Raw genomic sequence first — 26,508 nt, 5'->3', positions numbered from 1 at the left:
ATGAAGTATTACCTGATTGCTGGAGAAGCCAGCGGCGACCTGCATGCATCAAGACTGATGCAAGAACTGAAGAGAAACGATGTCAATGCTTCTTTCCGCTTCATCGGTGGCGACCTGATGGCGCAGGTTGGAGGCGAGATGGTGAAACACTATCGTGAGCTGGCATACATGGGATTCATTCCCGTCTTGCTGCACCTGCGCACCATTCTGAAGAACATGAAGCGCTGCAAACAAGACATTCTGCAATGGCATCCCGATGTAGTGATACTCGTTGACTATCCTGGTTTCAATCTCGACATCGCCAAGTTTGCCCATCGTCTGGGCTTCAAAGTCTTCTATTACATATCGCCAAAGATATGGGCATGGAAAGAATACCGCATCAAGAACATCAAACGCGACGTTGACGAGTTGTTCTCCATCCTTCCGTTTGAGGTTGACTTCTTTGAGAACAAGCACCACTACCCCATTCACTATGTTGGCAACCCCACTGCCGACGAGGTGAAGGAGTTTCTGGCAACAAAACAAAAAGGCGAACTTCGCAACGAGATAAAAGGCAACAAGCCCATCATCGCCCTGCTGGCTGGCTCTAGAAAACAAGAAATCAAAGACAACCTGCCAATGATGATTCGGGCCACCAAGAAATTTGAAAACGACTACGACATCGTACTTGCCGGTGCACCAAGCATCGAGGAAGACTATTATAAGCAGTACCTTACGGGGAGTAAAGTAACGCTTTTAAAGGAGAAAACCTATGCTTTGCTCTCGGAATCGCATGCGGCTTTGGTGACCAGCGGAACTGCTACGCTCGAGACCGCCCTTTTCAACGTGCCTCAAGTGGTGTGCTACGAGACGCCCATGCCTCAACTTATCGGCTGGCTCCGAAAGAAGATCTTAAAGGTGAAGTATATCTCACTGGTCAACCTGGTGGCCGATCGCGAGGTCGTTCGTGAACTTGTAGCCGACTCATTTACGTTTGACAACATACAACACGAACTGGAGATCATCCTTGACGGACCTGCCCGCAAGAAAATGCTGGAAGGCTATCGGGAGGTTTGGGGCAGACTGGGCAAAGAGCATGCGCCCGCCAATGCTGCCAAAACTATGATTCAGCTGCTAAACGGCGACGCTCCTGCCATATCTCGACAGAATTGATAATGTTCTGCCACAGGATATAACAGCCTGGACCTACACTGGCCAAAGGTGTCAGATATGTATATGCCATCCAAATGGCAAAGGCCGTATTCTTCTGTCCCAAGCCCTGTCCTGCCTCTTGTGCACGACCAAAAAAATGACCGATAAAGCGTCCTACGGCAAACTGTATGACGCACAACAACAATCCCAGAATAGCTATAGATCCCAGCAGCAGCAATGTTGCCTGGGCATGAACGATGTTCTTGACCGTCGTTCCCGTCACAATCATGAGCGAACAGCCCCACAGATAGAAAGACAAATCACGCACAGAGACCACCTTGCTGTGCAGACGGCGCCAGTAATGTTTCACCAGATAGGCCAACAACATCGGCACAACCAGCAGCGTCACCACCTGATAGAATATTTTTGTGAAAGCCGACATAAATGAGATATCGGCTGATTTCTCTATCAGCGGGAAGCAAACGGGTACCAGCATAACCGTCAAGAAGTTTGACAGAAACGTATAAGTCGTCATCTCTTCAAGCGACCCGCCCAGCTTTTGTGTCACCACAGCAGCTGCAGTGGCAGTCGGAGCAATGATGCACATCAGCAACGCCTCCATCAAAACCAGTTTATCGCCAGTGAAATGAAAGAACAAAACAACGGCCATCACGATGCCCACAAACAGCAAATTGAAAACACTAACCCACAAATGCCAGCCCACAGGAAGCATCTTATGGAAGTCAACCTTACAAAAGGTCACAAAGAGAATCAGAAACATGAACAGGGGCAGGATGGCATTAAACACGGGCTCCATCACCGTTGCAGCACCTTCTAATGCAGGAACAAACGCAAATATCAAATAGACAACGGTTCCCATTCCCATTGATACAGGAAGTGTCCAATCCTTTAGAAACTTGATGATATTCATTCTTCTATTTGTATTTTAGGCCAATTTACCAAGAATACCTTTTCCGTAGCACGCGTCAAGGCCGTATAGAGCCAGTGCACATAGTCTGGCGTCAGCATATCGTCCGTCATATACCCTTGGTCTATATATATGTGTGACCACTGTCCGCCCTGTGCCTTATGGCAGGTGACGGCATAGCCATATTTCACTTGGAGCGCATTATAGTAAACATCCGTCTTCAGTTTCTTCAGTCTGTCCGACTTTAATGGGATGTCTGCATAATCCTCCATCACCTGATTATATAATTGTTCGTGCTGTTCACGCGTTAAAGCGGGTGCGTCAGATGTCAGCGTGTCGAGCACGACGGTTGAGGTCAGTTCCAACACTGGATCGAAGTCGGGGAACTGCAACGTTACGTCGGCAAAGCGGAAGCCATATTCTTCGCGTGTATTTCTCACTCGCTGCACCACACATCGGTCTCCGTTGGCCAAGAACAACCCATTCTCTCCATAGTGGTTCTTCACAATCATCAGCTGATCACCCCGGCACAGTTCCTCTTCGCGATCAAGAACAGTGTTGCGGATTCCCTGATTATAGATGTTTGCGCGCTTGTTACTACGCGTCACTACCATGGTCTCATCGAGCCCCACCCGACTATAGCTTGTGGCCAACGACTCTATCAATTCGTCGCCAGGCACAACCTGTATGTCTGGGAAACCTATGACACGCAGCTTAGGCAGAGCCCACACATCCACACTTCGTCGAATCTCTGTAGCGTTAAACAAGATGCCCGACTCCTGACTCTGACGCAGCACCTCGTCCAATTCCATCTCATAGACCTTCATGCCATAGCCACGGAGCACGTCAGACATCAGCGCCGGACTTTCCTCTTCGCCCACTGGCGGCAACTGTGCCCTGTCGCCAATCAGCATCAGTCTGCAGTTCCGCCCATTATAGACAAACTGCATCAGGTCGTCAAGCAAATGCCCCGAGCCAAAGGTATCGCCCAAACCGGCATTACTGATCATCGAGGCCTCATCGACTAAATAGAGTGTATCACTACTGAGATTAGCATTCAGACTGAATGCCGACAAATCGGCAGCAGTCTTCTGTCGGTAGATACGTCTGTGAACAGTGAAAGCTGGATGATGAGCATAAGCCGAGAAGACCTTTGCCGCTCTTCCCGTAGGAGCCATCAGCACCAGCTTCTGCTTCATGTCCAACAGGCCACGAACAATGGCTGCTGCCAACGTTGTTTTACCCGTGCCAGCAGCTCCACGCAGAATCATCACGCACTCTGAGGCCCTATCAAAAAGAAAATCAGCAAAGACGTTTATTGCCTGTCGCTGCTGACTGGTAGGTGCGAACCCCATGTGCTGTTCTATCTTTAACTTTAGCTCATCGCTCAACATCCGTGCAAAGGTACGAATAAGTGAGCAAAGAACAAAATAAAAGATCCCATCTTTTGATTTTTTCTTTCGAACGACAGTAACTTAGACGAAGTCAGAGGTACGAATAAGTGAGCAAAGAACAAAATAAAAGATCCCATCTTTTGATTTTTTCTTTCGAACGACAGTACCTTAGACGAAGTCAGAGGTACGAAATAAGTGAGCAAAGAACAAAATAAAAGATCCCATCTTTTGATTTTTTCTTTCGAACGACAGTACCTTAGACGAAGTCAGAGGTACGAATAAGTGAGCAAAGAACAAAATAAAAAGAAGATGCGCACTCAAACCAATCAGTTGGGGGCACATCTTCTTATGTGTTTCTAGTTAGCAATTAATTTAAGGATAAGATTGGGGTTATCTCTATTCGTTATGTTGCAAAGATAGTCTTTTTTTAGTTTCCCCCAAAATATTCTGCAACTTTTTTTTAGAAAACTCCAGAATTATTTTCTGTTTCCGAGCACAGCATGAACTTCCTCATAGAGCAATTCCACTAAACGAGGTACGGCATACCTTTCCAGGTCACTTTCATGTACCCAAATATAGCCTTCGCCCAACTCCAGACGAGCCTCTGTTTCCAAGAAATAGAAATCGGCTATCAAGATGCGATGTGTCAACACGTGGCGCACGTTCTTCTTCAACAATAAGCACTGTTGCAGGTCAACCCCGTTGTTGTCTTCCCCCACGAGATACGGCTCGTAGAGTCCTTGCCAGATATCTCCAGCCCCACGTCGATGGATGGCCACATAGTCTTTACACCTTATATATACATAAGAGAGATGCCTTTCTTTCACCTTCAGTGTTTTCTGCTTCACCGGCAGCATCCCCACCCTATTCTCGCGAAGCGCCACACACGATTCCTGAAGCGGACAAGTCACGCATTGCGGCGACTGTGGCGTGCACTGTATAGCCCCAAAATCCATCAGTGCCTGATTGTATGCCGATGCCTCTTTGACCGGAAGCAACGACTGAGCCAAAGCCGTAAATGTCTTTTTCCCCTCGGTCGTGTTGATGGGAGTCTCCACACCAAAATAGCGACTCAGCACCCTATACACATTACCATCCACCACAGCAGCAGGCAATCCAAAGGCGATGCTTCCTATAGCAGCAGCGGTATAGTCGCCCACGCCCTTCAGCGACTTAATCTCATCGAGTGTCTGTGGGAATTCCCCCATTGCCACAATCTGTTTTGCAGCAAAGTGAAGATTGCGAGCACGGCTGTAATATCCCAGTCCCTGCCATTCGCGCAGCACATCATCTTCAGAAGCTGCCGCCAGCGATTCCACCGTAGGCCACCGACGCATGAAGCGTTCCCAGTAGCTCCATCCCTGCTTTACTTGTGTCTGCTGCAGGATGATTTCCGAGAGCCAGATGGCATAAGGATCGTGGGTCTCGCGCCAAGGCAGTTCCCTTCCGTTATCGCGGAACCATTTCAGTAGGATATTTGCAAAAGAAGTCATCGTGTCAACGAGAATTTTAGTGATACGCCAAAATCATGTGTCGTAGTGGGATAGCTGCTCGAAGACAACAGAGGCTTATTGGTCTGTCGGTCGTAATAAGCCGTAATCGTAAGCATCCTCGACAACGTATAGTCAGCTGCAAAAGAAATCTTCAGTGCCGAATTACCGCTCGATGCCGAACTAACGCCACTGGCGATATCACGCGTGATGGCTGCCTGGTCGCGGAACGAGATATCGAAACGTGTGTTCAGGTCATGATTCACGCCACCCTTGCTATTGTTCGACGACTGTTGCCTTTTGTTCTTGCTGTCATCGTTCGTCTGGTTTCTCTTCGAGCCTTTCACCTTTCGATGGCTACTACCGCCAAAGAGTTTGAAGTTTGATATCTTATATGCAAGGCCAATCACCCAGTCGTTTGAGCGCGACTCATTAATCTGCACACTTGTCATCGAAAGGTTCAGCACACGCGAGGTTTTGTATTCCACCTTACAAGTCAGGTTGTTGGGGAACGTCACATCAACACCCAGCAGCGGCGAGAAGGCCTCATTGATGCTCACCGACGAGATGTTATAGCGAGAAGACGGTGTGTAAGAACCATCGGCAGCCTGCACATAGCCGAGGTCGCCCATGTATTCCAACCAACTGCTATACGAAGCATACGAGCCTACGCTATAGATACTCTTATACGAATGGTTCAGGTTGACGCTCTTCAGGTGGTCACGCAACCATGGCAACTTCGACAGTCCGCCATACTTGATGGTCCAGTTGGGCAACAATCTGGTCAGTGCAGGGAAGATGTCCAACGAGTTGCCTGCCCCCATCGTGTACGAAGAGAGGAAGGCTGGAATCATCACGTCAGCACTGTAAGGGTCAACAGGATTAACCGTAGTGGTACCGCCACCAACCGAACCAGCAGGATACTGAGCCTGAACACGTTCGCGGAAAGTTCCCAGACGCTTGCAGAACCTATCAAACGAAGCCGACTGGTAACCATTGTTAGCATTGCCCATTCCCTCCAATGCACTACGCAATGAGATAGTGGTCATCGTGAACGAGCCACTGTAAGTGGTAGGACTGCCCTCATACATAAACTGCACGCTCTTCGACTTATTCACCGTACGCGTGGCGGTGAGGTCGATCTTCAAGTCACGTATGGGTTCCAGTGTTGCACGTAGCTGCAGGTCTTCAGTGGCACTGCTCGTTGAGGGCGTAGCCACACTGTCAGCACACAACAGCCATCCGCGCTCCATTGCTTTATCCACATAACTATCACCCGTCAGGCCGAAAGCGAAATCCAGTCCAGGAGCCATCACGCCACCCGTGTTCTGTCCGAAAGCATCGCCAACGTTAGGTATAAATCCCGGCAACGTCATCGAATACTGGTTGCGGTAGCTCAGATTGATCGTGCGCACCATCATCAACAATCGCGATACCTGCTGGGCGGGGTTATACCACCATTGTTTATCAAGAGGCTCTTTGGCCATCACGCTCAACTTCAGCGTGTCGGCAGCAGTGCCCTTCGGCAGCCACACCTTTATCTTATTATCGTCCACCGTCTTCCATTTCACATTGACAGCCTTACCTTTTGCATTCTTTGCACTTACGATCAGTCGTTTAGACTTCTTGCCATGCTGCACCTCAATGGTTGTATCGCTCCTCAGTGCCAGTTCTTTTTGGAAAGTGTTCTTATTCTTTGGCAGCGCTTTCTCCTCGTTGTTCTCTTCACTCTTTCCATCAAGTCCAGCCCGCTTAGCCACTCTGCTCAATGAAGACTTTTTGGCTTTGTTTGCAGCGCTCTTCAATGCACTACTCTGCTTCTTGAACCGGTCGTTGGTTTTCTTCAGGAAAGGTATGTGATTATAGAGCGTCTCCATATTGAAGGTGCCATTGACGTTCAGATTTCGGTTGTTAGAGATGGTATTACCCAATGATGTGCCGTCATCCAACTCCGTACCACGCAACCAAGAATAGGTAGCCGAATAGCTGGCATCCGTCTTCAGCCAGTCGAAGATGGGCAACTTGTCGAGTGGCACCTGGTAGCTGGCAGTAAAGTTCTGCTGATAGTCGAGCGGTGTGCCCCAGTGCTTGAGGCTCTGCCATACGGAGTCTTTCCATGCTGTATAGCGGTCTGCATAGAGATCTTTATTGATGGGCGTATATGGTTCTTCAATCTCGGCATGCGTTGCGCTCTGGAAGTTCATGTGAAGATTCTTGGTCAGATCCCATCGCAGCTGGAAGTCACGGTTCCACAAGAACTGCTCACTAAATGTCAGAGGCAGGTTCGGATTGACCGTATTCTCCAGATCTCGCTCTTGCAGTTCGTAATAGCTACGAGTCCACTCAGAGTTAAACGAGATAGTCTGTGGCAGATAGTTCAGTCCCAGCGCCTTCGGGAACTGCATCCATTTCGACTTGCTCTTCGATGACTTAAATGGCTCCCAAGTCTTATAGACTGGCGTATAGCTATAGTTCAGTGAACCACGCCACTGATCGTCGGTTTCCCAGACGGTGGTCTCACCAGTCGTACGCCGGTGTGAGTGACTGTATGTGAACGAGAAGTTGGCAGGATCGTATGGCATCGGGTGACGTTTGTTCTTGATGCCGACGCGGGCATTCGACAACGAGAAGTTGCGCATCACATTCTTGGTCACGGCTATCGATTCGATAGAATCCCTTTCATGCTGATTGGCAGCCGACTCCAAGGCATCGTCGAGTTCCATGTCCGTATCCAGCGGATTATATTTAGGGCTGACAATCTCCTTGGTATAGGAATAGTAGAGCGGAGCCGTCACCTTTGCCTTATCTGGGAACAGCTTGCCCAATTCCAGGTTGGCAGTCACAGCGTATGACTTCTGCGTGTCTGTAGAACGCTGCATCACGGTCTCCTCCAAACCACCGAAGCCATCGCTGACATAGCGTCCTGAGAGGTTCACCGTACCGAAGTCAGACAACTGGACATTCATGGCTCCCGATGCTGCCCAACCGCCCTCATTGTTGGTTTCGCGCAGACGAAGCTCGTTCACCCACACCTCGCCCGACTTCATGGTGCTGCTCAGGTTGCGCACACCAATAATCATGGTCTTCACCTCGCCCAACGACGGATTACCCACAATGCTTATCTTATTGTTAGGTTTCTCGGGGTCATAGTCGGTAAACAGCTGCGTATAGGATGCCAGTCCCTGTGCACGAGCCTTGTTGCGTGCCTTCTTCAACTGTGTGAAGACAGACATGTTGATGTCGAGCATATTGTCCTGCGGCCACACCAACGGACGGTCGCTTGGCACGTTCCAGCGGTAGATACCCTCGGGAGTGAGCTTCAACGGAATCAGATACTCATAGTAGTTGCTCTTATAGTCAGATCCCAAGCGAATGAACACAGCCAGCTGATTGTCTTCCAACTGTGTGTTGTTAGGAATCAAAGCGTTGGCATGCACGAACATCTGCAGTCGTTTATACTGACGCAGATCCAGGTTGGTATTCTTATAGACCGCCTTCGACTCATTCTGCGACAGGTTCTTCACCGTCAGACAGAGCGATTGCTCATTGTTCTCGGTGAGCTGAGGCTGGGCAGGATCGGTTGCACGCGAGATGCCTGGAGGCAACACATAGGCCACCGGTTTGCGGTCCGTGTTCTCCTCAATGTTCACAGCACTCATCTCCAGCACGCCCGTCTCTGCACCTGCCGACGTTTGCAGGTTCTGTTTATACTGGCGCCATTCTCCACGCACCAAGTCCAGTGAGCCGAAGCGCAGCACGACAGGCTCCTCAAAACCTGTGAGGAACATACGCATGAAGCGAATGCTGGTGAAGTCGTTGATGGCACCCACCTTACTGTCGAATTCGGCCAAAGGTATTCGATACTGATACCAACGCACAGTGAGCGAGTCGCCGTTACGCAACTTTGCATTATAGTCACGATGGTCCACAATATAGCTATCGTCTGACTTCATGCCGCGATTGTAGGCCTGCAACTCCTCGTCGCTGATGGCTATGCGGTACTGATAGTAGCGTTCATACTCATTCAGCGTATAGTCCTGATTGATGTCTTCCACGTCTGGCCCTGTCTTATACGAAGTGTCGTAGCCCTCAGACTGGTTGTCGTTGGCAGGCGAGTTGCCCTGTGGGTTGTTGATATGCTTATAGCGGTCCATGATACTGGTGCGTGCAGCATCGAGATCAGCACCACGATAGTAGTGGTAGTCATCGCCAGCCGGGTCGTTGTGCCAAGCCTGCAGCACACTATCGTTGGTCACCACACCACCAATCGCATTCAACCAATCCATATAGGCACCATACTGTTGTTCCTCTTCGTTGGTCAGACCGTTCAAGCCCACATCCTGCATTCGACGCGAACCTGCCGTGGTTGCAAAGGCATAGGTCTGTGTAGCCTGCATGGGTATCTTGCCCCACTGGGTGGTTTCGTACGAGGATGTGCCGTCAACAGCCATGCCACTCTCATAGAATTTCTTTCCATCACGAAGCACATCCTCAGACACCTCGCCCAGGTTCAGGTACAGTTCACCTTTATGTTTGTCTGCCGTGCCTTCCTTACGTGTGTAGATATAGGGATCGAGCAGCCAGAACTCCACATATTCTATATTAGCCTGTTCGAAGTCGGTGGTTTCCAGTCGGCGCATCATACCGCCAAACATCCGGCTGGGGTTCTTCAGCGTGCCGTCGGCATTCAGTTGAGTGGTCAGGTTGTAGGGGCCACGCTCCTGAGGGTAGTAGGCCAGATTCAGCACGGGCAGTGTAGAGACAGCACCGTTGTACGACGACTGGTCGCGGTTGGGATAGAGTTCCTTCACATAGACCTCGCGCACATAGTGGTTGGACAACTGTTCCAGGTCGCTCTTGATATGAGCAGGCGTCAACGACGACGAACGCCGCGTAAAAATGGGATCGACGTTATACCAAGCCAGCAAGGCACGGTTGTAGCCACTCTTGACAGACGTCTTATCGTTGGCATCGGGGAACATGCTGGGCACACTCGACAGCACCCATGCCTTGGGGTCACTCACGTCGAGCAGGTTCTTGGTGTTCTCGAAGTCATCCAGATACGAAGCGTTATCCTGTGTGCCCGTAGGCGTATGGGCTATGAGTTGTGCAAATTCGCCTGTGAAGGTGATCTGCGATGGTTGCGTGCAGTGCAACAGGGGCAGACGGTCAAGCACATTGGTCAACCACTGCGACTCTTGTTTCCAGTTGACGTTCAGTCCCCACAAGGTGTTGTTCAGCGGTTCCTCGCCCATCGACACCTTCGAGGTCAGCGCCTGTTCCTTCAGGTGCAACAACGTGCCGCCCAGTGAGAAATTCTTACTGAAGTCATACTCCCAGTTCATGCCCAACATGGTCTTGCGCTGCATGCCGTAGCTGGTATTGTCTTCCAACGACACATTGACATTGGTGCCGGCATCGATAATGCTCTGGTTCAGGATGGTCACCTCGCCTGCCGAATAGTCAACCGAGTAGTCGCTGCCCTCCTGCAAGGTCACGCCACCAGCCGTCACCACTACTGAGCCCTGAGGCACATAGGCTGCGCCCAGCGAGATGACATTGGCACTGGTGCCCTTATACTGCCCCGACAGCACGAACTTGTCCTTCTCAGCATTCTGTTTTGCCACCGTCTTGGTCGAATCATAGAGTTGGTCAAAACAGTATTTTTCTGCCACGTTGCCCATTCCCTTCTGCGTCAGGTATTTGCGCAGATAGCTGCCAAAAGGCTCGGCAGCAGGCAGGAACACACGGCCGTTGACCACGGTATAGCCCTGTACGAAGTCAAACTGGCCGTTGGAGTTTGGTTTCATGTTGGCATCCAGACGGTCCAGCCCCATCACGCGCAGCAAGGGCACCGACTTCAAGCTCTCCTCAGGCAGATAGTTCAGGTAGGTGCCTGTGGTGTCGCTCTGGTACTTGATGTCCATGCGGAACTTCTCCTTCTCTACCGACGAGGCCAGATAATAGACGTTCTTCATCATCAGTCGCCAGTTGCCTTGCGACGGGTTGTTTGAGGTATTCTTCAGCGCCTTCACAAACAGGCAGCGGTTGGTCTGGGTGATATCTGTCGAGAATTCGCCCACTTGGTAGGTCTGTCCACCATAGGTATATTCATAGGCCACGGCCAGCACTTGGTCGGTTTGCAGACCTGTCTTCAGCGAAATGAAGCCCAGCGCTGTGTTAACGGTATATTCGCTGGCGTTCAACAAGCGGGCACTTGACAGTTTCTCGTAGTCTGCACCACCCACAAGGCGCTGGTCACCCTCCAAGATAGCCGTCACACGGTCCATCGTGCGCGATTCCGAGTCTATCTGGCTGATGAGCTGCGCATACTCCGTGTTAGCCAGATTGCTGGGCACCTGATATCCCGTAGCGTTCCACATGGGGTTGTTGATCACGGCATTCTCGCCCAAATCGCTGAATGCCACAATGTTGCGCGAGTTAGATGTAGTACCGCTCTTATTGGTCACCCACACCTCAATGCGGTTGATCTTGATGCCCGTTGTCATGTTGGGCAACGACTGCATCGAGCGGTCATAGTTCTGTTGGAAATAGTGTGAGAGGAAGAAGTGGCGGTTTTCCTCATAGTCTGCCACGTCTATCTCGTAGGGAGTCGTCTGCGTGCCGCCTTTCGAGCTGACACTTTTTGAGGTTGATTTCTTCTGCGACAACACCGTCTGCAGTTTCAGTTTGCCAAACTGCATGTCTGTTCTGATGCCAAACAGCGACGAGGCGCCGTGCACCAATGAGTTGTTTGAAGGGAACGACACATTACCAGCCTCCACCAGCTTGATGATTTCGTCTTCCTTACCGTCGTACTTCAGCTTCAGGTTCTTGGTATCGAAGTCGAACGTGGCATCGGTGTTGTAGTTCAGGTTCATGTTCAACTTGTCGCCCACCTTACCGTTCACGTTCAGGTTGATCTTCTCGTCGAAGTCGAAAGCCGTGGTCTTACGGTTGCGTATAGGCAGCGAGGGGTTCTCGATGTTCTTGTGCGTGGCACCAATCTTCAGCTCTGCCGTACCCTGCGTCTTCACGCGAACGCCACCAGGACCAAAGATTTTCTCGGCCGGTCCCAGGTCGAAATGCATGTCTGAGAAGTCAAACTTGTCCTTCCCGGCAGCCTTGGCGGTCTCAGCATCTTTTTTCCTGAAATACTGTCCACGTGCCTTACGTTCGCTCCATCGCATATACTCTTCTGGTGTCATCACCACCGGAGCATTCAGGTAGCTGTCGCCTATCTTAGAACCAATGCGGTAAACATTCAGCGAATCATCGTACTCCACCTGCTGTTTGATATTATCTGGCATCCTCAGATCCAATGCGCTGGAGTCCAGATCCTCTACTACTATGGGAGCCGTGTGCTGGATACGCCAGCGGGCATGCAACAAAGAGTCGGGAATGCTCTCATCCTCGACCCTTGCCTTGGGTTGTGCCTTGGGCGCTGTTTTATTGTCTTTTTTGTTGTCGTCCTGTTGCAGAACCTGTGCCGAAGCCAGTCCAACCATCAAGACGAGCAACATCATATATATGATTCGTTTCAATGTGTTCTATGTTGTCGTATTACAATAATGATAACGTAAAACACACCTACTTATTATAAATAGAACGCTTTTTTACATCAAAAAGTAATGGTTTTGACTCGTGAAATGCGTACTATTACAAGGCAATAGCATAAGTATTGTGATGCAATAGTAACGCTTTTGATTCGAATCCAGCCCCTAGAAAGCTCAATTCTAGCCCTTGGATTACCCAATTCTAGCCCCTGGATTACCCAATTCTAGCCCCTAGAATGACACCAAAACCTTAACTATTGCAAGTCAAAAGCTATACTTTTGCGCCTTCAGACCTATCATTCTGTCAGTCCAAAGCACCAGTTTTGCCACACTCCGCGACCAGTTTGGCAATGCCACTTGCGCACACCAAGAATCTCACAGCCCGTGGCAAAAAATATTTTTCCAATGATATTGAAATTCTACGTTCACTTCATACACCTTCTTGTCAATCAGATGAATCAGATATGATTAGTCACTATATGTCATGTACCAGATTCCTAACACTTTCAAGAAAACGAAGAGATCGGCTGACAATGGACTGTCATGCTTGGGGATGATTTTTTGTAAAACAATTCAAATAATTTTCTATAATCTCGATTTTATTTACTAACTTTGTACACATATTATCTAAGGAAGCAAATAGAACTATATATGAGTACAGAAGAATTACAGAAACGAACAACCGTCAATATACAGGAGAAAGCCAACCTTATTTGGGCCATTGCCGATAAACTGGTGGGTACCTATAAGCCCCACGAGTATGGCAATGTCATCCTGCCCATGTGTGTGATTAAGCGCTTCTCTGATACACTGGCACCTACCAAACAAGCGGTGCTCGATGCTAATGCCCTTTGCGAACAGCGAGGCTTGGCAGTAAGGAAAGGCTTCCTGACTACAGCCTCAGGCTATGATTTCTATAACGTGTCGCCATTTACATTCGAGGGCTTGCTTTCTGATGCAGATAACATTGCAGACAACTTCCGTAGTTATCTGAACCACTTTTCAGAGAATGTAGTGGATATCATCGAGAAGTTCGACTTCGACAAGGAAATCACCAAGCTCGACCACAATGGCATCCTCTATAATGTTATCCAGGAGTTCTGCAGCAAGAAAGCCTATATGGGTGCCGACGAGATTAGCGCAGTAGATATGGGATACATCTTCGAAGAGTTGGTACGCAAGTTCTCTGAGAGTTACGACGAGCAGGCAGGAGCCCACTTCACGGCTCGTGACATCATCTATATGATGGCCGAACTCTTGGTGGCACCACAGCGCGAGCAGTTGGAACAAGAAGGCGTAACGGCTACCGTCTATGATATGGCGATGGGAACAAGCCAGATGCTTGACTGCCTCTCAGAGAAGCTATTGGCGATTGACCCTGATGCACAGATTACTGAGTTTGGTCAGGAGCTGAACGAACAGACATTTGCCATTGCCAAGGCCAACGTGCTCATCAAGGGTGGTGATGCAGAGAATATGCGCCATGGCAACACCCTGAGCGACGATAAGTTTGAGGGCTATACCTTCGACTACATCATCTCAAATCCTCCTTTCGGTATCGAATGGAAGAACGAGAAAAAGACCGTAGAGGAAGAACATAAGCGTGGCGATATGGGTCGCTTTGCACCAGGTTTGCCAGCCATTGGCGACAGCCAGCAGTTGTTTATGCTGAATGGCATTGCCAAGCTGAAAGATACAGGCCGTATGGCCATTATTCAGAATGGTTCACCATTGTTTAAGGGCGATGCAGGTAGTGGCGAGAGTAATATCCGAGGCTATCTGCTGGATAACGACTGGCTCGAAGCTATTGTGCAGATTCCTAACGATATGTTCTACAATACAGGTATTGCCACTTATATCTGGGTGGTTACAAAAGACAAAGCACCAGAGCGAGTGGGCAAGGTGCAACTGATTGACGCCAGCAAGTGCTGCGAAAAGCGTCGCAAGTCGCTGGGCAACAAGCGCAATGAGTTTACCGATCGTTGCATTGACCTGATAAGCAAGGCTTATATGGCCTTCGAGAATGGTACGTATGAGGATGGCGAACTGGTGGTTGAGAGCAAGATTAAGGATTGCGACGACTTTAAGTTTACCAAGGTAGCTATTAAACTTCCTGAGAAGAAGAAGGATACAGAGAATGTGCCCTTCAAGGAGGATATCGAGGCTTATATGCAGAAGAATGTCTATCCTTATGCGCCAGAGGCTAAGGTAGATATAAAAGCCAGCAAGATTGGTTATGAAATACCTTTCACCCGCGAGTTCTACAAGTATGTGGCTCCTCGCAAGAGCGACGAAATCTTTGCCCACCTGCAGGAACTGGAGAAACAGGAAACTGCGTTGATGGCTAAAATCATGGGACGTTAAAGAATGGGAGGAGCAGAAATGAACGAGATAGAGCAGAACAATCAAATTGTGTCACCATCGGTGTCACAATCTCTGATACAAGACTTGCGTCAGATCATAGAGCAGGCACGTGGTCGTGTAGCTGCTACTGCCAATTACGAGCTCACCATGATGTATTGGCATATAGGTGAGCGCATCAATCGAGAAGTACTTGATAATCAGCGTGCTGAGTACGGAAAACAAATTGTCGCGACAGTGGCGCGACAATTGCAAGAAGAGTTTGGTAGGAAAGGATTTGATGAGAAAAGTATCCGTAGAATGATGCAATTTGCCACACTCTTTCCTGATTCTCAAATTGTCGCACCACTGGCGCGACAATTGTGGTGGTCTCATTTTGTGGAAGTTATGCCACTAAAGGACGAACTGCAACGTGAGTTTTATCTGACGATGGCCGCATCTGAAAGATGGAGCAAAAGAACCCTTCAGGCAAAGATCGACGGCATGCTCTTTGAGCGTACAGCCATCAGTGGCAAGCCTGACGAATTCATCAAGAAAGAACTATCCACTCTGCGCGATGACAATGTGATGTCGCCTGACTTGGTTTTCAAGAGCCCTTATTTCCTGGAGTTTACAGGATTAAAAGGAATGTACAGCGAAAAGAACCTTGAAGACAGTTTGATTGCCCACCTTGAGCAATTCATCATTGAGTTGGGCAATGGATTCAGTTTTGTGGCACGTCAAAAACGAATGATCATCGACGGGCAAGACTTTTATCTTGATTTGTTGTTCTACCACCGTCGTCTGCATCGATTGATTGCGATTGATCTAAAGTTGGGTAGTTTCAAAGCACAATACAAGGGCCAGATGGAGCTCTATCTGCGCTGGCTTGAAGCCCACGAGATGGAACCTGGGGAAGAAACACCATTGGGCCTATTGCTATGCACAGAGGGCAGCGATGAACAAATAGAACTGCTGCAGCTCGACAAGGCAGGCATTAAGGTAGCGAAGTATCTTACAGAATTGCCTCCACGCCATGTGCTGATGCAGCAGATTCAAAAGTCATTGGAGGCTGCCAAAGACCGTTTTAACAACTATGCAGAGGAGGACTAGCCCATGGCAAGAGAATTTAAAGATAGCGGCATAGAATGGATTGGCCAGATTCCGAAGGAGTGGGAGGTTAATAAGATTGGAAATCTTTATCAGGTTCGTAATGAAAAGGTAAGTGATAAGGATTATCCTCCTTTGTCTGTTACCATGAACGGAATTGTACCACAACTGGAAACTGCTGCAAAAACGAATAATGGTGACGATAGAAAATTGGTATGTAAAGGAGACTTTGCTATCAATAGTCGCTCTGATAGAAGAGGTTCATGTGGTGTTTCTCAATACAATGGTTCCGTTTCTCTGATTAATACGATTTTGAAGCCAAGAGGTTCGATGAATCCCCAGTATTATAATTGGCTATTTCATACAGAGTTATTTGCTGATGAATTTTATAGATGGGGACACGGTATTGTTGATGACTTGTGGACTACAAGATGGCAAGAGATGAAGAATATTTCTATCGTTTCTCCATCATTATCTGAGCAGCAAAAGATAGCGGATTATTTGGATAAGGTGTGTGGTGAAGTGGACGAAATGGTAACTCTGCAAGAAACGATGATAGAGGAACTAAAAGCCTATAAGCAATCCGTCATCACCGAAGCCGTCACTCAAGGCCTTAATCCAAACGTCCCTATGCACGATAGTGGTATTGATTGGATTGGAGAGATACCAGAGCATTGGAAACTTGAACCCTTGAAGTATTGTTTCGGTAGGCGTTCTGAGAAAAACAATCCTGTCAAAACGGAAGAGAGGTTATCATTGTCTATTGACAAAGGTGTAACCCTTTATGCAGAGAAAACAACGAATCTTGATAGATTCAAGGATGATTTTACTCAGTATCAGTTGGCATATCCCAACGATATTGTGCTTAATTGTATGAATATGATCGTTGGTGCTGTAGGTCTTTCTAACTATATGGGCTGTGTAAGTCCTGTCTATTATGTCATATATCCCGTAAGGCAGGATATTAATCCATTGTATTATTCTTATCTACTTAATATCCCAACTATCAGAGGGGTGTATTATAGCTTAGGTAAAGGAATATATGCTATAGAAAGAGGTGAAGGCAGGGTGAATACATGTCGCCTTAAGGTTGCCTATAATGACTTCGGTAGGCTGGACATACCTGTTCCACCAATTGAAGGACAAAAGGAAATAGCTCTGTATATTCAGCAAAAATGCTCCGAAATCGACTCGTTGATAGCTTTGAAGCAAGCGAAGATAGAGGAGTTGAAGGAATATAAGAAGTCTGTAATATACGAATATGTAACTGGTAAAAAAGAAGTTGTATAAGGATGAAGCCAAGATTTCATATAGAAGGAACAGAGAAATTCGGGTATTCTATTTTTGATAGGTACCGATTCTCTTTTTATATCTATATGAATACTGTGCAACGGGTATGCAATCTTTATCGCTATGCATCTGTCAATGACCTAAAGGGGTATGTTGCTCATTTTTGTTATATACGATTAAAGTCATTCAGCACATTCTATAAAGTGATAACGGAACATAGGGATTATGTTACAGCAAATTGTATCTTGAGAATGTTGGGTGATTGTGTGTCTGTTTTCCATTTGGTATATATGGAGCCTAACATGAATCTACGTTTGCTAAGACATTGTCTTTATGTGCTTGATGGATGCGAAAGGAACTTGGTTGTTTTACCAGAAAACAGCATAAAATTGGGACTTCCAGAAGAGGAAAAGAATCACGCCAATGATTTGATAAAGATTAACAGAGAGCATAGAAAACGAATGATGCGTGAGGCTCAGGAGATATTGGACAAATCTCCGCTTAGAAAAGTGGATGAAGAAGCTTTTAATTGCATTGTTAAGAATAGAAATTGGAAATTCAAGGAATTTAAGTCCTACAAAAATAAGAATCAATATCAATGGAGAGACTTATATGAGCAGATAGATTATTCTGGAGATTATGACCTAATCTCGTATTTATCACAATATGCCCATGGATTGAGTATGAGTAACCTTGTTGTTCAATTGGACGAACAAAACTGCGATGGAATAATTGGAGAAGCATTGGGACTGCTTGATAGAATGAACCAATATGTTCTTAACTATTTTGAAGAAGAGAATCTCTATATATTAAGGGGATTATTATTTCCTGAAATGCGTGATAAGATTTTGTCGTGTTATGATGACGAACATCGTCCATCAGTAGAAGAGTGGAACCGAAAATTTTCAATTAAATGAATTGAGATTGCCGGTTATAATGTTGCATTTTAGCGGAATTAAGAGTGACAGTTTTTGCATTTTAGCGGAGTTTAGAGGTTTAAAGATTGCATTTTAGCGGAGTTTAGACACATTTTTTTTGCATTTTAGCGGAGTTTTAAAATATAATTTATATATTTGCCGACGAAAACCGCGAGAAAATCGCAAAACTATAAAGTTATGATCGACGAGAAGATAATTTTGCAGGTACTGGCTGAGCAACAGGAGGAGATAAAGGGCTACAAGCCACAGAAGTGGGTGGCCCGCAAAGAGGAGTCGCTCTTCGAGTTCGACACCAAGATGGCTCAGGTAGTAATCGGTGTACGTAGAAGTGGTAAATCAACAATTTGCCACAAGGTGCTGCTGGAACGTGGCATCCGTTATGGTTATGTGAACCTGGATGATGACCGACTGGCCAAGATGACGACCGAAGACCTGAATACAGTGCTCTCGTGTGTATATCAGCTGTATGGTACCGATGTGCCTTATCTGGTGCTCGACGAGATACAGAACGTAGATGGGTGGTATCTGTTTGTGAACCGACTGCTACGTACTGATATGCATATATTTGTAACGGGTAGTAATGCCAAACTGCTTAGCGGCGAACTGGCCACACATCTTACAGGCCGTTACAACGAGATACATCTTTATCCATTCTCATTCTCAGAGTATTGCGACTATCATCAGATTGATACTCAGAGCATAACTACCAAAGCCGAAGCCGACCGTAAGCGTGCTTTTATGGATTATATACACGACGGAGGCTTTCCTGAGATGCAGGGTCTTCGCAACAAGCGAGCTTACGTTCAAAGCCTGATAGAAGCTATTCTGCTGAAAGACATAAAGAATCGTTTCAGAATTCGTGACGTGGATGCTTTGCGAAAGCTGGCTCATCATCTCATCAATAATGCATGCCAAGAGGTGAATTATGAAGAGTTGACCAAAGAATTGGGCATGAGCGACAAGACGGTTAAAAATTATGTTGACTATCTTGCCAAGGCTTTTATGATACAGCTCCTTACACGTCACTCTTTTAAGAGCAAGGAGAGAATACGCAATCCTAAATCATATGTCATAGATACAGGAATGCAGGGAAATAGAAACAACGTGCTGGCTCCTGAAAATCTGGGATGGAGATTGGAGAACGTAGTATATATAGAATTACTTAGGCGTTGTGCTTATGATTTTTATGATGTATACTACTATAAGCCAGACAACAGAGCTAAAGAGATTGATTTTGTGATATGCGACAAGAATAAAGTAATGGAGTTGATACAGGTGGCTTATGAGATTGACAGCCAGCGTGCTTACGATCGTGAAACATCAGCACTCATAAAGGCATCTGGCGCTCTCTCATGTGACAATCTCACCCTAATAGCATTCTCGCAAACGCGCGACGTGGAGATTGACGGAAAAACAATACATATCATTTCGGCATTGGAATGGTTGTTAAAATAAAGAATAACTGACCTATGGAAACCAAAGAGAAAAACCTGGAACAAGATATTGAGAGTTGGCTGCTGAATGAAGGCGGCTACGTAAAGGGTACAATGGCTACGTACGACAAGAAACGCGCCATTGACATGCCTGTACTCATCAAGTTTATAGAGGCTACTCAACCCAAGCAATGGGCTAAATATAAGAATGTGTATGGCGAGCAGGCCGAACATCAGCTCTATAAGATGTTCCAAAATAACGTGGCCCAGAGTGGACTCATCTATGTACTGCGAAATGGTATCAAGGATCGTGGCATCGGACTGAAGTTTGTTTATTTTGAACCAGCATCTGGATTGAACGAGGAACTTGTGGAGAAATATCAAGCCAACATACTGACAGAGACACGCCAGTTCTTCTATTCTACAGAGAACAAAAACTCTGTAGATATGGTGCTGTCAGTGAACGGAATACCCGTGGTGGCGCTGGAACTGAAAAACCAGTTTACGGGTCAGACGGTGGAAAACTCGAAGCACCAGTATATGTACGATCGCGACCCCAAGGAACCACTGTTCCAATTCAACAATCGTATACTGGCTTACTTTGGTGTGGATTTGGAAGAGGTGGTGATGACCACGCGCTTGCAGGGCGAAAAAACTTTCTTCCTGCCATTTAACCAAGGCAGTAATGGGGCAGGAAACATTGGTGATGGAGGAAATCCTGAGAATCCTGATGGTTATCCTACTTCGTATCTGTGGGAGAAGGTGCTGCGTAGGGATATGCTGCTGTCGCTGCTTCAGCGTTACATCAGTTTGCAGGTGGAAACCAAGGTGAAACTGGTGAATGGCAAGAAGGTTACGAGTAAGTCGGAGAAGATTATCTTCCCTCGTTATCATCAGTTGGATGTGGTGGAAAAGCTGGTGGCCGACACCAAGGCCAGCAAGGAGGGCAAGAGCTATCTGCTGCAGCATAGTGCTGGTAGTGGAAAGTCGAACTCTATTGCATGGCTGACTTACCGTCTGTCGTCGCTGCATAATGATGAGGACAAGGAGATGTTCCAATCGGTATTTGTGGTGACCGACCGTAGAATACTGAACAACCAGTTGCAGGACACCATTCTTGGCTTCGACCACAAACAGGGGCAGATAGAGACAATTACGGATAGCGATAACTCATCGAAACTAAAGGATGCTATCAATGATAAAAAGCGCATTATCATTACCACTATCCATCGATTCCCGTTGATTTATAAAGAGTTGGATGGGCATGCTCAAAAGAACTTTGCTATCGTGATAGATGAGGCTCATAGCAGTCAGAGTGGAAAGAGTGCCGAGAAACTGAAAGAGGCGTTGGCTGATACAGATGAGGCGCTGAAGGAGATGGCTGCATGGGAAGAGAAGACGGAAGAGGAACTGAAGGACAGCATGGACCTGATGACAGAAACTCTGTTGGCACAGGGCAAACATAAGAACCTGTACTTCTATGCTTTTACGGCTACTCCTAAGCCCAAAACGCTACAGACGTTTGGTGTGATGAAGGCTGACGGTACCTACGATGCCTTCCACCATTACTCTATGCGTCAGGCTATCGACGAGGGATTTATTCTGGATGTGTTGAAATACTATACCACCATAGAAACCAGCTACGAGATAGCTAAGGCTGTACAGGATAATCCTGAGTTTGAAGAGATTCCGGCAACACTTGCCATCAAGCACTATCACGATACGCATGGATTCGTATTGCAACAGAAGGTGGAGGTGATGGTAGAGAAACTGCGCGAGATTACGCTTTCGAAGATGGATGGACAGGCCAAGGCCATGATTGTGTCGCCATCGAGAGCACATGCTGTGAGATATCTGTTCCTGCTCAGAGAATATTGCAAGAAGATGGGCTATACGGATGTGAATGCATTGGTGGCCTTCTCGGGTACAGTAAAGTATCTGGGCGAGGAATATACTGAGAGCAAGCTGAACAGTACAGACGATCAGAAGATATCGGAAAAGCAGTTGCCGCTGTTCTTTAATAGCGATATGTACAACGTGCTGATTGTAGCGGATAAGTATCAGACTGGTTTCGACGAGCCGTTGCTGCACACCATGTTTGTAGATAAGAAACTGCGTGGCGTAAAGGCTGTACAGACACTTTCGCGCCTGAACCGTAGTTGCAAAGGAAAGACGGATACTTATATCCTCGACTTCATTAATACTGTGGATGGCATCAAGGCTTCGTTCCAGCCGTTCTATGAAGAAACGCTGCTGAGCGATGCGGTAGATGTGAACGTGGTTTACGAGTATGATACTGAGCTGAAGAAATATCACCTGTGGAATACTGATGATGAGGAAAAGGTATATCAACTGTTTGCCAAGCGCAAGCAGGGTGACAATGATATGGGTAAGTTGGCATCGGCACTAAAACCTGCATTGAACGCTTATGAGGCGTTTGTTGAGGAAGAGCAATTTAAAATCAGGTCGCTGCTTAAGAACTTTATCCGTTTCTATGCCTATATGGCCCAGGTGGTTCGCACGTTCGACAGAGAGCTGTACAAAACCTATATCTTTGCAGAGTACTTCTACAGAATCATCCCAAAGAAAGCCCATCAGAAGGTTGACCTGAGCAATAAGCTGGCGTTGATTAACAACAAACTGACTGAGACGTTCTCTGGCTCAATCGAACTGAATCCTACGGCTAAGGATAAGACTGTGAACCCAGAAAAGGGAACTCAGGGCAAGAAACCTGAAATAAAGACCGACCTGCTGGCCAACATCATTGATAAAATCAATATCATGTATGCTGGTAAGTTTACCGAGGCCGATAGGGTGATAGTAGAGACTATCTACGATAAGATGCTGAAATCGAGCAAGACGCTGAAAAAGCAGGCTAAGAACAATGACGCCCAGATGTTTGAGACCAGCATCTTCCCCAAGGAGTTTGACAAGATAGCCCAGTCGTGCTATATGGAGCAGATGGATGCATTCTCAAAGTTGTTTGAAGATGAACAGTTCTATAAGCGTGTGATGGGTGAAATGGCTAAGGCTATGTATCTGAATTATCGCAATAGCGAAATAGGCACTTCTCAAAGAAAAAGGTCAGAAGAGATTAAACTGATTCCTGCTGGCTCTATGCTTGATGATGTGGAGAAGGACGATGACGTACGTCGCCTGGTACACAACATGATGGAACAGTATGAGGGCACTACCATTATGAATATAGTAGTTGAGTGTCAGCGCGAGTTCCAAGAGAAGTATTTCAGCATGGGTGGTAACGACTGGCGTCACCTGATTCGTGACTACGTAAGAATGGTGACAGCACGGCCTGAACTGCAAGAAACTGAAGTATTCCGTTTCTCAATGACAGGATGATTTGCTTCAGTCTTACAACTTAATGCCGTATTTAACGATGTGTTCTTCCATCATTCCCTTGGGCATGAAGCGGAGAAGGGTGTTGGTGATGGTGTTGAGCATGGACTGACGAAATTCGTCTTTACGTTATTACTTAATCTGCTTTAATGCCAACTTCACGACCTGCTCTACGGGTAGTGAGGGCTGTTCCTGCAGAATCTGAACCACCACCTTCTGGGTGGGAGCAGGTGCGAAGCCAAGCATGGTGAGCGCAGAGACGGCCTCGTCGCGAACTTCATTGTTGACGGGAGCGGCAATCTGTCCGCCAGCAGGAATCTCGCTGGTGATACCCAGAGCTACAATCTTATCACGCAAATCTACGATGATGCGCTGGGCTGTCATCTTGCCTATGCCCTTGATACTCTGGATGAGCTTGGCATTGCCCGTAGAGATGGCTGAGCACAACTCGCTAACGCTCATGCCTGAGAGCATCATGCGTGCGGTGTTGGCACCAACGCCACTGACGGTGATGAGGAGCTGGAACATCTCGCGCTCTTTCTTGGTGGCAAAGCCGTAAAGCACATAGGCATCTTCGCGAATGGCTTCATAGACATAGAGCTTTACCTCTTTCTTTCCCTGGATGGCACTAAATGTGTTTAGCGATATATTCATGCCGTAGCCCACGCCTGCTGCCTCAATGGTGGCTAGAGCCGGTGTGAGGTCGGTCAACTCTCCTTTTATATACTCAATCATAAAACAGATTATTTACACTATAACAAAAATAAAACGGGCGTTTCCGCCCGTTTATTGTGTTTGGCACGCAAAAGTGCTTAAACTCGCAAATTAGAAATCTGTGTAGAACCAATCCTTGGGCACGCTCTGCTTCTCGGGCATCCACTGCCATGTCTCCGATGTTGCAATAATCATTGGAGCCTCGCCTGCCTTGGGGAATGGGATGACAAAAACAGACTCGTTGTCCTTCTGCTTAACCTTCACAGAAATATTGTTAGCATAGGGATCCCAGCCTTCAATATCGTATTCTTCTTCCAAGTCCTTATCCAGAATGCCCTGTCGCTCGGGCAGTTCGGTGGATCCAATCGTCAGTTGGAAAGGCAGCACGCCACCCAGGTGACGAAGAACGGCCTTCTGCTTCTTCTCTGTACCAATCAGTTCGTTGGCAGTCACCACACCGTTGGTCATCGTTCTCTTATAGGTAGATGTGGTAGTTTCGGTCACATCGACAACGATGTCGTTGAAGTCGAAGTCGCCAATGCTACCCAGGTCTTCAATCATATAACGCTTGGTGACGCTGGAAGTGACATCGTACTGATCGTCGGTCACCTTGATTTCCTCAGGTACCTCGGGATTGCCCACGATGGCCAGAACCACATCGTTGTAGTCATTATCTGTACCATAGCCATTATTATCCTCGATACCAACATACTTAACAATGGCATTCTCATGCATCTCAATGCCCTGGGGCTTTGCCTCTGTTTCTACATAGATGGCCTGACCATTGAAAGTACCTACAGAAGGTTTAGAAGTTCTGCCGTCCTTCACATTGGCCAAATAAATCTCAATGGGGGTACCAGCTGGAGCTTCAACGTGCAAGCCAGGCATATCTGTGTATTGAGTGAGGTAGAATCCAACTAACGTATAAACACCCTTCAGACCCTCTCCGTTGACGAAGCCATGAGAATAGTCGGTCCATGTCTTTGAATAGACCTTGATAGGAGTGCCGTTACCTACCTTCACATAGAGATCGTGGGTCCAAGCACCCTGAACACTCACAGGATAGATCGTAAACGAATTGCTGGGAGCTGTCAACACAACAGGAACACCAGTGTGCTGACGACCATCGGGAAGAGATGTCTTAATAGCATCATAGAGTGCTTTGTTCTGAGAGCGGGCAGCCATAGAACTAAACAACCTGCCATTTGTAACAGAATAGTTCAAGTCAAAGTTTAAGCCGTCAACCAACACGGCACGAGTCTCAGCAGAAGCGGCACGAGTCATTGATGCAGAGAAATCGGTAAAGTCCCAAGTCTTGTTTGAACTGATTTTTCCATACTGCTTCTCAAATTGCATGGAATACTCGGCCTTTTGCTTTTGTTCAATGGCTGAGGAATCAAATAGGTCTTTCTCGTTGGAGCAAGCCACTAATGAGAGGATTGCTGCACATGAAACAACTAACTTTTTCATATATAATCAAATCAATTAATAATCAATAGGTTTGGTTTACGAATATTCGGATGCAAAGTTACAACTTTTACTTTAAACAGAAAAATATTTTAAAATAATTTTTATAATAATGTATTAATTTCTTTAGCCAACAAAACACGAAAAAGCACTTTCCGACAAGGGCTAACAGCCACTTTTTAATATTTTTTTTATTATCAACTCACGCTTTTCAAGAAAAAAGTAGTACTTTTGCATCCAGTTTTAAACTCACAACACAAAAAAACAATGAAAAAAATCAGAGCAGCCGTAGTTGGTTACGGCAACATTGGTCGCTACGCCTTGGAGGCACTCGAAGCCGCCCCCGATTTTGAAGTAGCAGGTATCGTGCGCAGAAACGGTGCACAAGACAAGCCAGCCGAACTGGCAAAGTATGAAGTCGTCAAAGACATCAAAGAACTGAAAGACGTAGATGTAGCCATTCTGGCCACTCCTACCCGTTCGTGCGAAGAATATGCCAAACAGATATTGCCACTGGGCATCAACACAGTGGACTCATTTGACATACACACCATGATTCGCGACTATCGTCGCAACCTGATGGAGCTGAACAAGAAGACGGGCACCGTGAGCGTCATCGCTGCCGGATGGGACCCAGGTTCTGACTCTATCGTCCGCACACTGATGCAGAGCTTGGCTCCCAAGGGACTGAGCTATACGAACTTTGGCCCAGGCATGTCTATGGGTCACAGCGTGTGCGTGCGCTCAAAGGCTGGCGTCAAGAACGCTCTTTCAATGACCATTCCATTGGGTGAGGGCATTCATCGCCGCATGGTATATGTGGAGTTAGAAGATGGTGCCAATCTGGACGAGGTGACAGCCGCCATCAAGGCAGACCCCTACTTTGCCAGTGACGAGACCCACGTTTTCCAGGTAGAGAGTGTAGATGACGTCCGCGACATGGGTCACGGTGTGAACTTAGTGCGCAAAGGTGTGAGCGGAAAGACGCAGAACCAGCGTCTGGAGTTCAACATGAGCATCAACAACCCCGCACTGACCGGTCAGGTTCTGGTCAACGTGGCTCGTGCATCCATGAAACAGGAACCCGGTTGCTACACGATGATTGAGATTCCAGTCATCGATATGCTGCCCGGAGACCGCGAAGACCTGATTGCACATCTGGTTTAACGAACATCACTTATATTATTTTATACAGGAAAGAGGTGTAGCAATACATCTCTTTTTTATTGCACAAAAATAGGGAAATGTGCACGTTTAAGGCCCGTTTGTGCAATTTTTATACTTTTTACTTTGTTAAATGATAGAAAAAACGTATCTTTGCACCCGCAAAATTTTGAACAAATAGTTTTATATACATTAATAT

General features: G+C 47.0%; 14 protein-coding genes. 8 read left to right on the top strand and 6 right to left on the bottom strand.

Annotated elements, in window-relative coordinates; translation table 11 throughout:
• Entirely contained in the window at nt 1-1,152 is a 1,152-nt protein-coding gene (gene lpxB, locus L6472_RS04000; RefSeq protein ID WP_237807324.1) for a lipid-A-disaccharide synthase, read from the top strand.
• Here lpxB and L6472_RS03995 read toward each other — a convergent pair.
• The 4 genes from L6472_RS03995 to sprA all read right to left on the bottom strand — a co-directional run bounded on the left by L6472_RS03995 (nt 1,100) and on the right by sprA (nt 12,466).
• Nucleotides 1,100-2,062 carry a transporter gene (locus L6472_RS03995; protein WP_237807323.1) on the bottom strand — a complete coding sequence of 321 codons (963 nt, stop codon included), beginning with the start codon at nt 2,060-2,062 and terminating at the stop codon, nt 1,100-1,102. The genes lpxB and L6472_RS03995 overlap by 53 nt on opposite strands.
• Nucleotides 2,059-3,453: an ATP-dependent RecD-like DNA helicase gene (locus L6472_RS03990; protein WP_237807322.1), complete on the bottom strand. Its 1,395-nt coding sequence runs from the start codon at nt 3,451-3,453 to the stop codon at nt 2,059-2,061. Before L6472_RS03990 ends, L6472_RS03995 begins: the two co-directional genes overlap by 4 nt.
• Nucleotides 3,454-3,929: 476 nt before the next feature.
• Nucleotides 3,930-4,946: an A/G-specific adenine glycosylase gene (gene mutY, locus L6472_RS03985; RefSeq protein WP_237807321.1), complete on the bottom strand. Its 1,017-nt coding sequence runs from the start codon at nt 4,944-4,946 to the stop codon at nt 3,930-3,932.
• Entirely contained in the window at nt 4,943-12,466 is a 7,524-nt protein-coding gene (gene sprA / locus L6472_RS03980; protein WP_237807964.1) for a cell surface protein SprA, read from the bottom strand. Before sprA ends, mutY begins: the two co-directional genes overlap by 4 nt.
• Before the next feature lie 684 nt (nt 12,467-13,150).
• Here sprA and L6472_RS03975 point away from each other — a divergent pair.
• From L6472_RS03975 to L6472_RS03950, 6 genes are all read left to right on the top strand, one after another.
• A complete protein-coding gene (locus L6472_RS03975) occupies nt 13,151-14,863 on the top strand; it encodes a class I SAM-dependent DNA methyltransferase (RefSeq protein WP_237807320.1) in 1,713 nt (570 codons plus the stop codon).
• 3 nt (nt 14,864-14,866) lie between these two features.
• Nucleotides 14,867-15,952, top strand: coding sequence for a YhcG family protein (locus L6472_RS03970; RefSeq protein ID WP_237807319.1), 1,086 nt, complete (start codon nt 14,867-14,869; stop codon nt 15,950-15,952).
• A 3-nt stretch (nt 15,953-15,955) separates the two neighbouring features.
• Nucleotides 15,956-17,239 carry a restriction endonuclease subunit S gene (locus L6472_RS03965; RefSeq protein WP_237807318.1) on the top strand — a complete coding sequence of 428 codons (1,284 nt, stop codon included), beginning with the start codon at nt 15,956-15,958 and terminating at the stop codon, nt 17,237-17,239.
• Between the two features lie 302 nt (nt 17,240-17,541).
• Nucleotides 17,542-18,156, top strand: coding sequence for a hypothetical protein (locus L6472_RS03960; RefSeq protein WP_237807316.1), 615 nt, complete (start codon nt 17,542-17,544; stop codon nt 18,154-18,156).
• A gap of 198 nt (nt 18,157-18,354) precedes the next feature.
• Nucleotides 18,355-19,632: an ATP-binding protein gene (locus L6472_RS03955; protein WP_237807315.1), complete on the top strand. Its 1,278-nt coding sequence runs from the start codon at nt 18,355-18,357 to the stop codon at nt 19,630-19,632.
• Between the two features lie 14 nt (nt 19,633-19,646).
• The gene (locus L6472_RS03950; RefSeq protein WP_237807314.1) at nt 19,647-22,967 is read left to right on the top strand and encodes a type I restriction endonuclease subunit R; all 3,321 of its coding nucleotides are present in this window, start codon (nt 19,647-19,649) and stop codon (nt 22,965-22,967) included.
• A gap of 129 nt (nt 22,968-23,096) precedes the next feature.
• Here the strand turns inward: L6472_RS03950 and ruvA are convergent, their stop codons facing one another.
• Both ruvA and L6472_RS03940 read right to left on the bottom strand, forming a co-directional pair.
• Complete coding sequence (gene ruvA, locus L6472_RS03945; RefSeq protein ID WP_237807313.1) at nt 23,097-23,699, bottom strand: Holliday junction branch migration protein RuvA; 603 nt, start codon at nt 23,697-23,699, stop codon at nt 23,097-23,099.
• Between the two features lie 90 nt (nt 23,700-23,789).
• Entirely contained in the window at nt 23,790-25,148 is a 1,359-nt protein-coding gene (locus L6472_RS03940; protein ID WP_237807312.1) for a hypothetical protein, read from the bottom strand.
• Nucleotides 25,149-25,412: 264 nt separating this feature from the next.
• On the opposite strand from L6472_RS03940, the gene L6472_RS03935 reads away from it, so the two are divergent.
• A complete protein-coding gene (locus L6472_RS03935) occupies nt 25,413-26,312 on the top strand; it encodes a diaminopimelate dehydrogenase (RefSeq protein WP_237807310.1) in 900 nt (299 codons plus the stop codon).
• The last annotated feature ends 196 nt before the right edge of the window (nt 26,313-26,508 follow it).

Origin of the sequence: Prevotella sp. E13-17 (assembly GCF_022024035.1) — a bacterium.
In the GTDB taxonomy this organism is placed as follows: Bacteria; Bacteroidota; Bacteroidia; order Bacteroidales; family Bacteroidaceae; genus Prevotella.
This window is presented reverse-complemented; position numbering and strand designations above follow the sequence as displayed.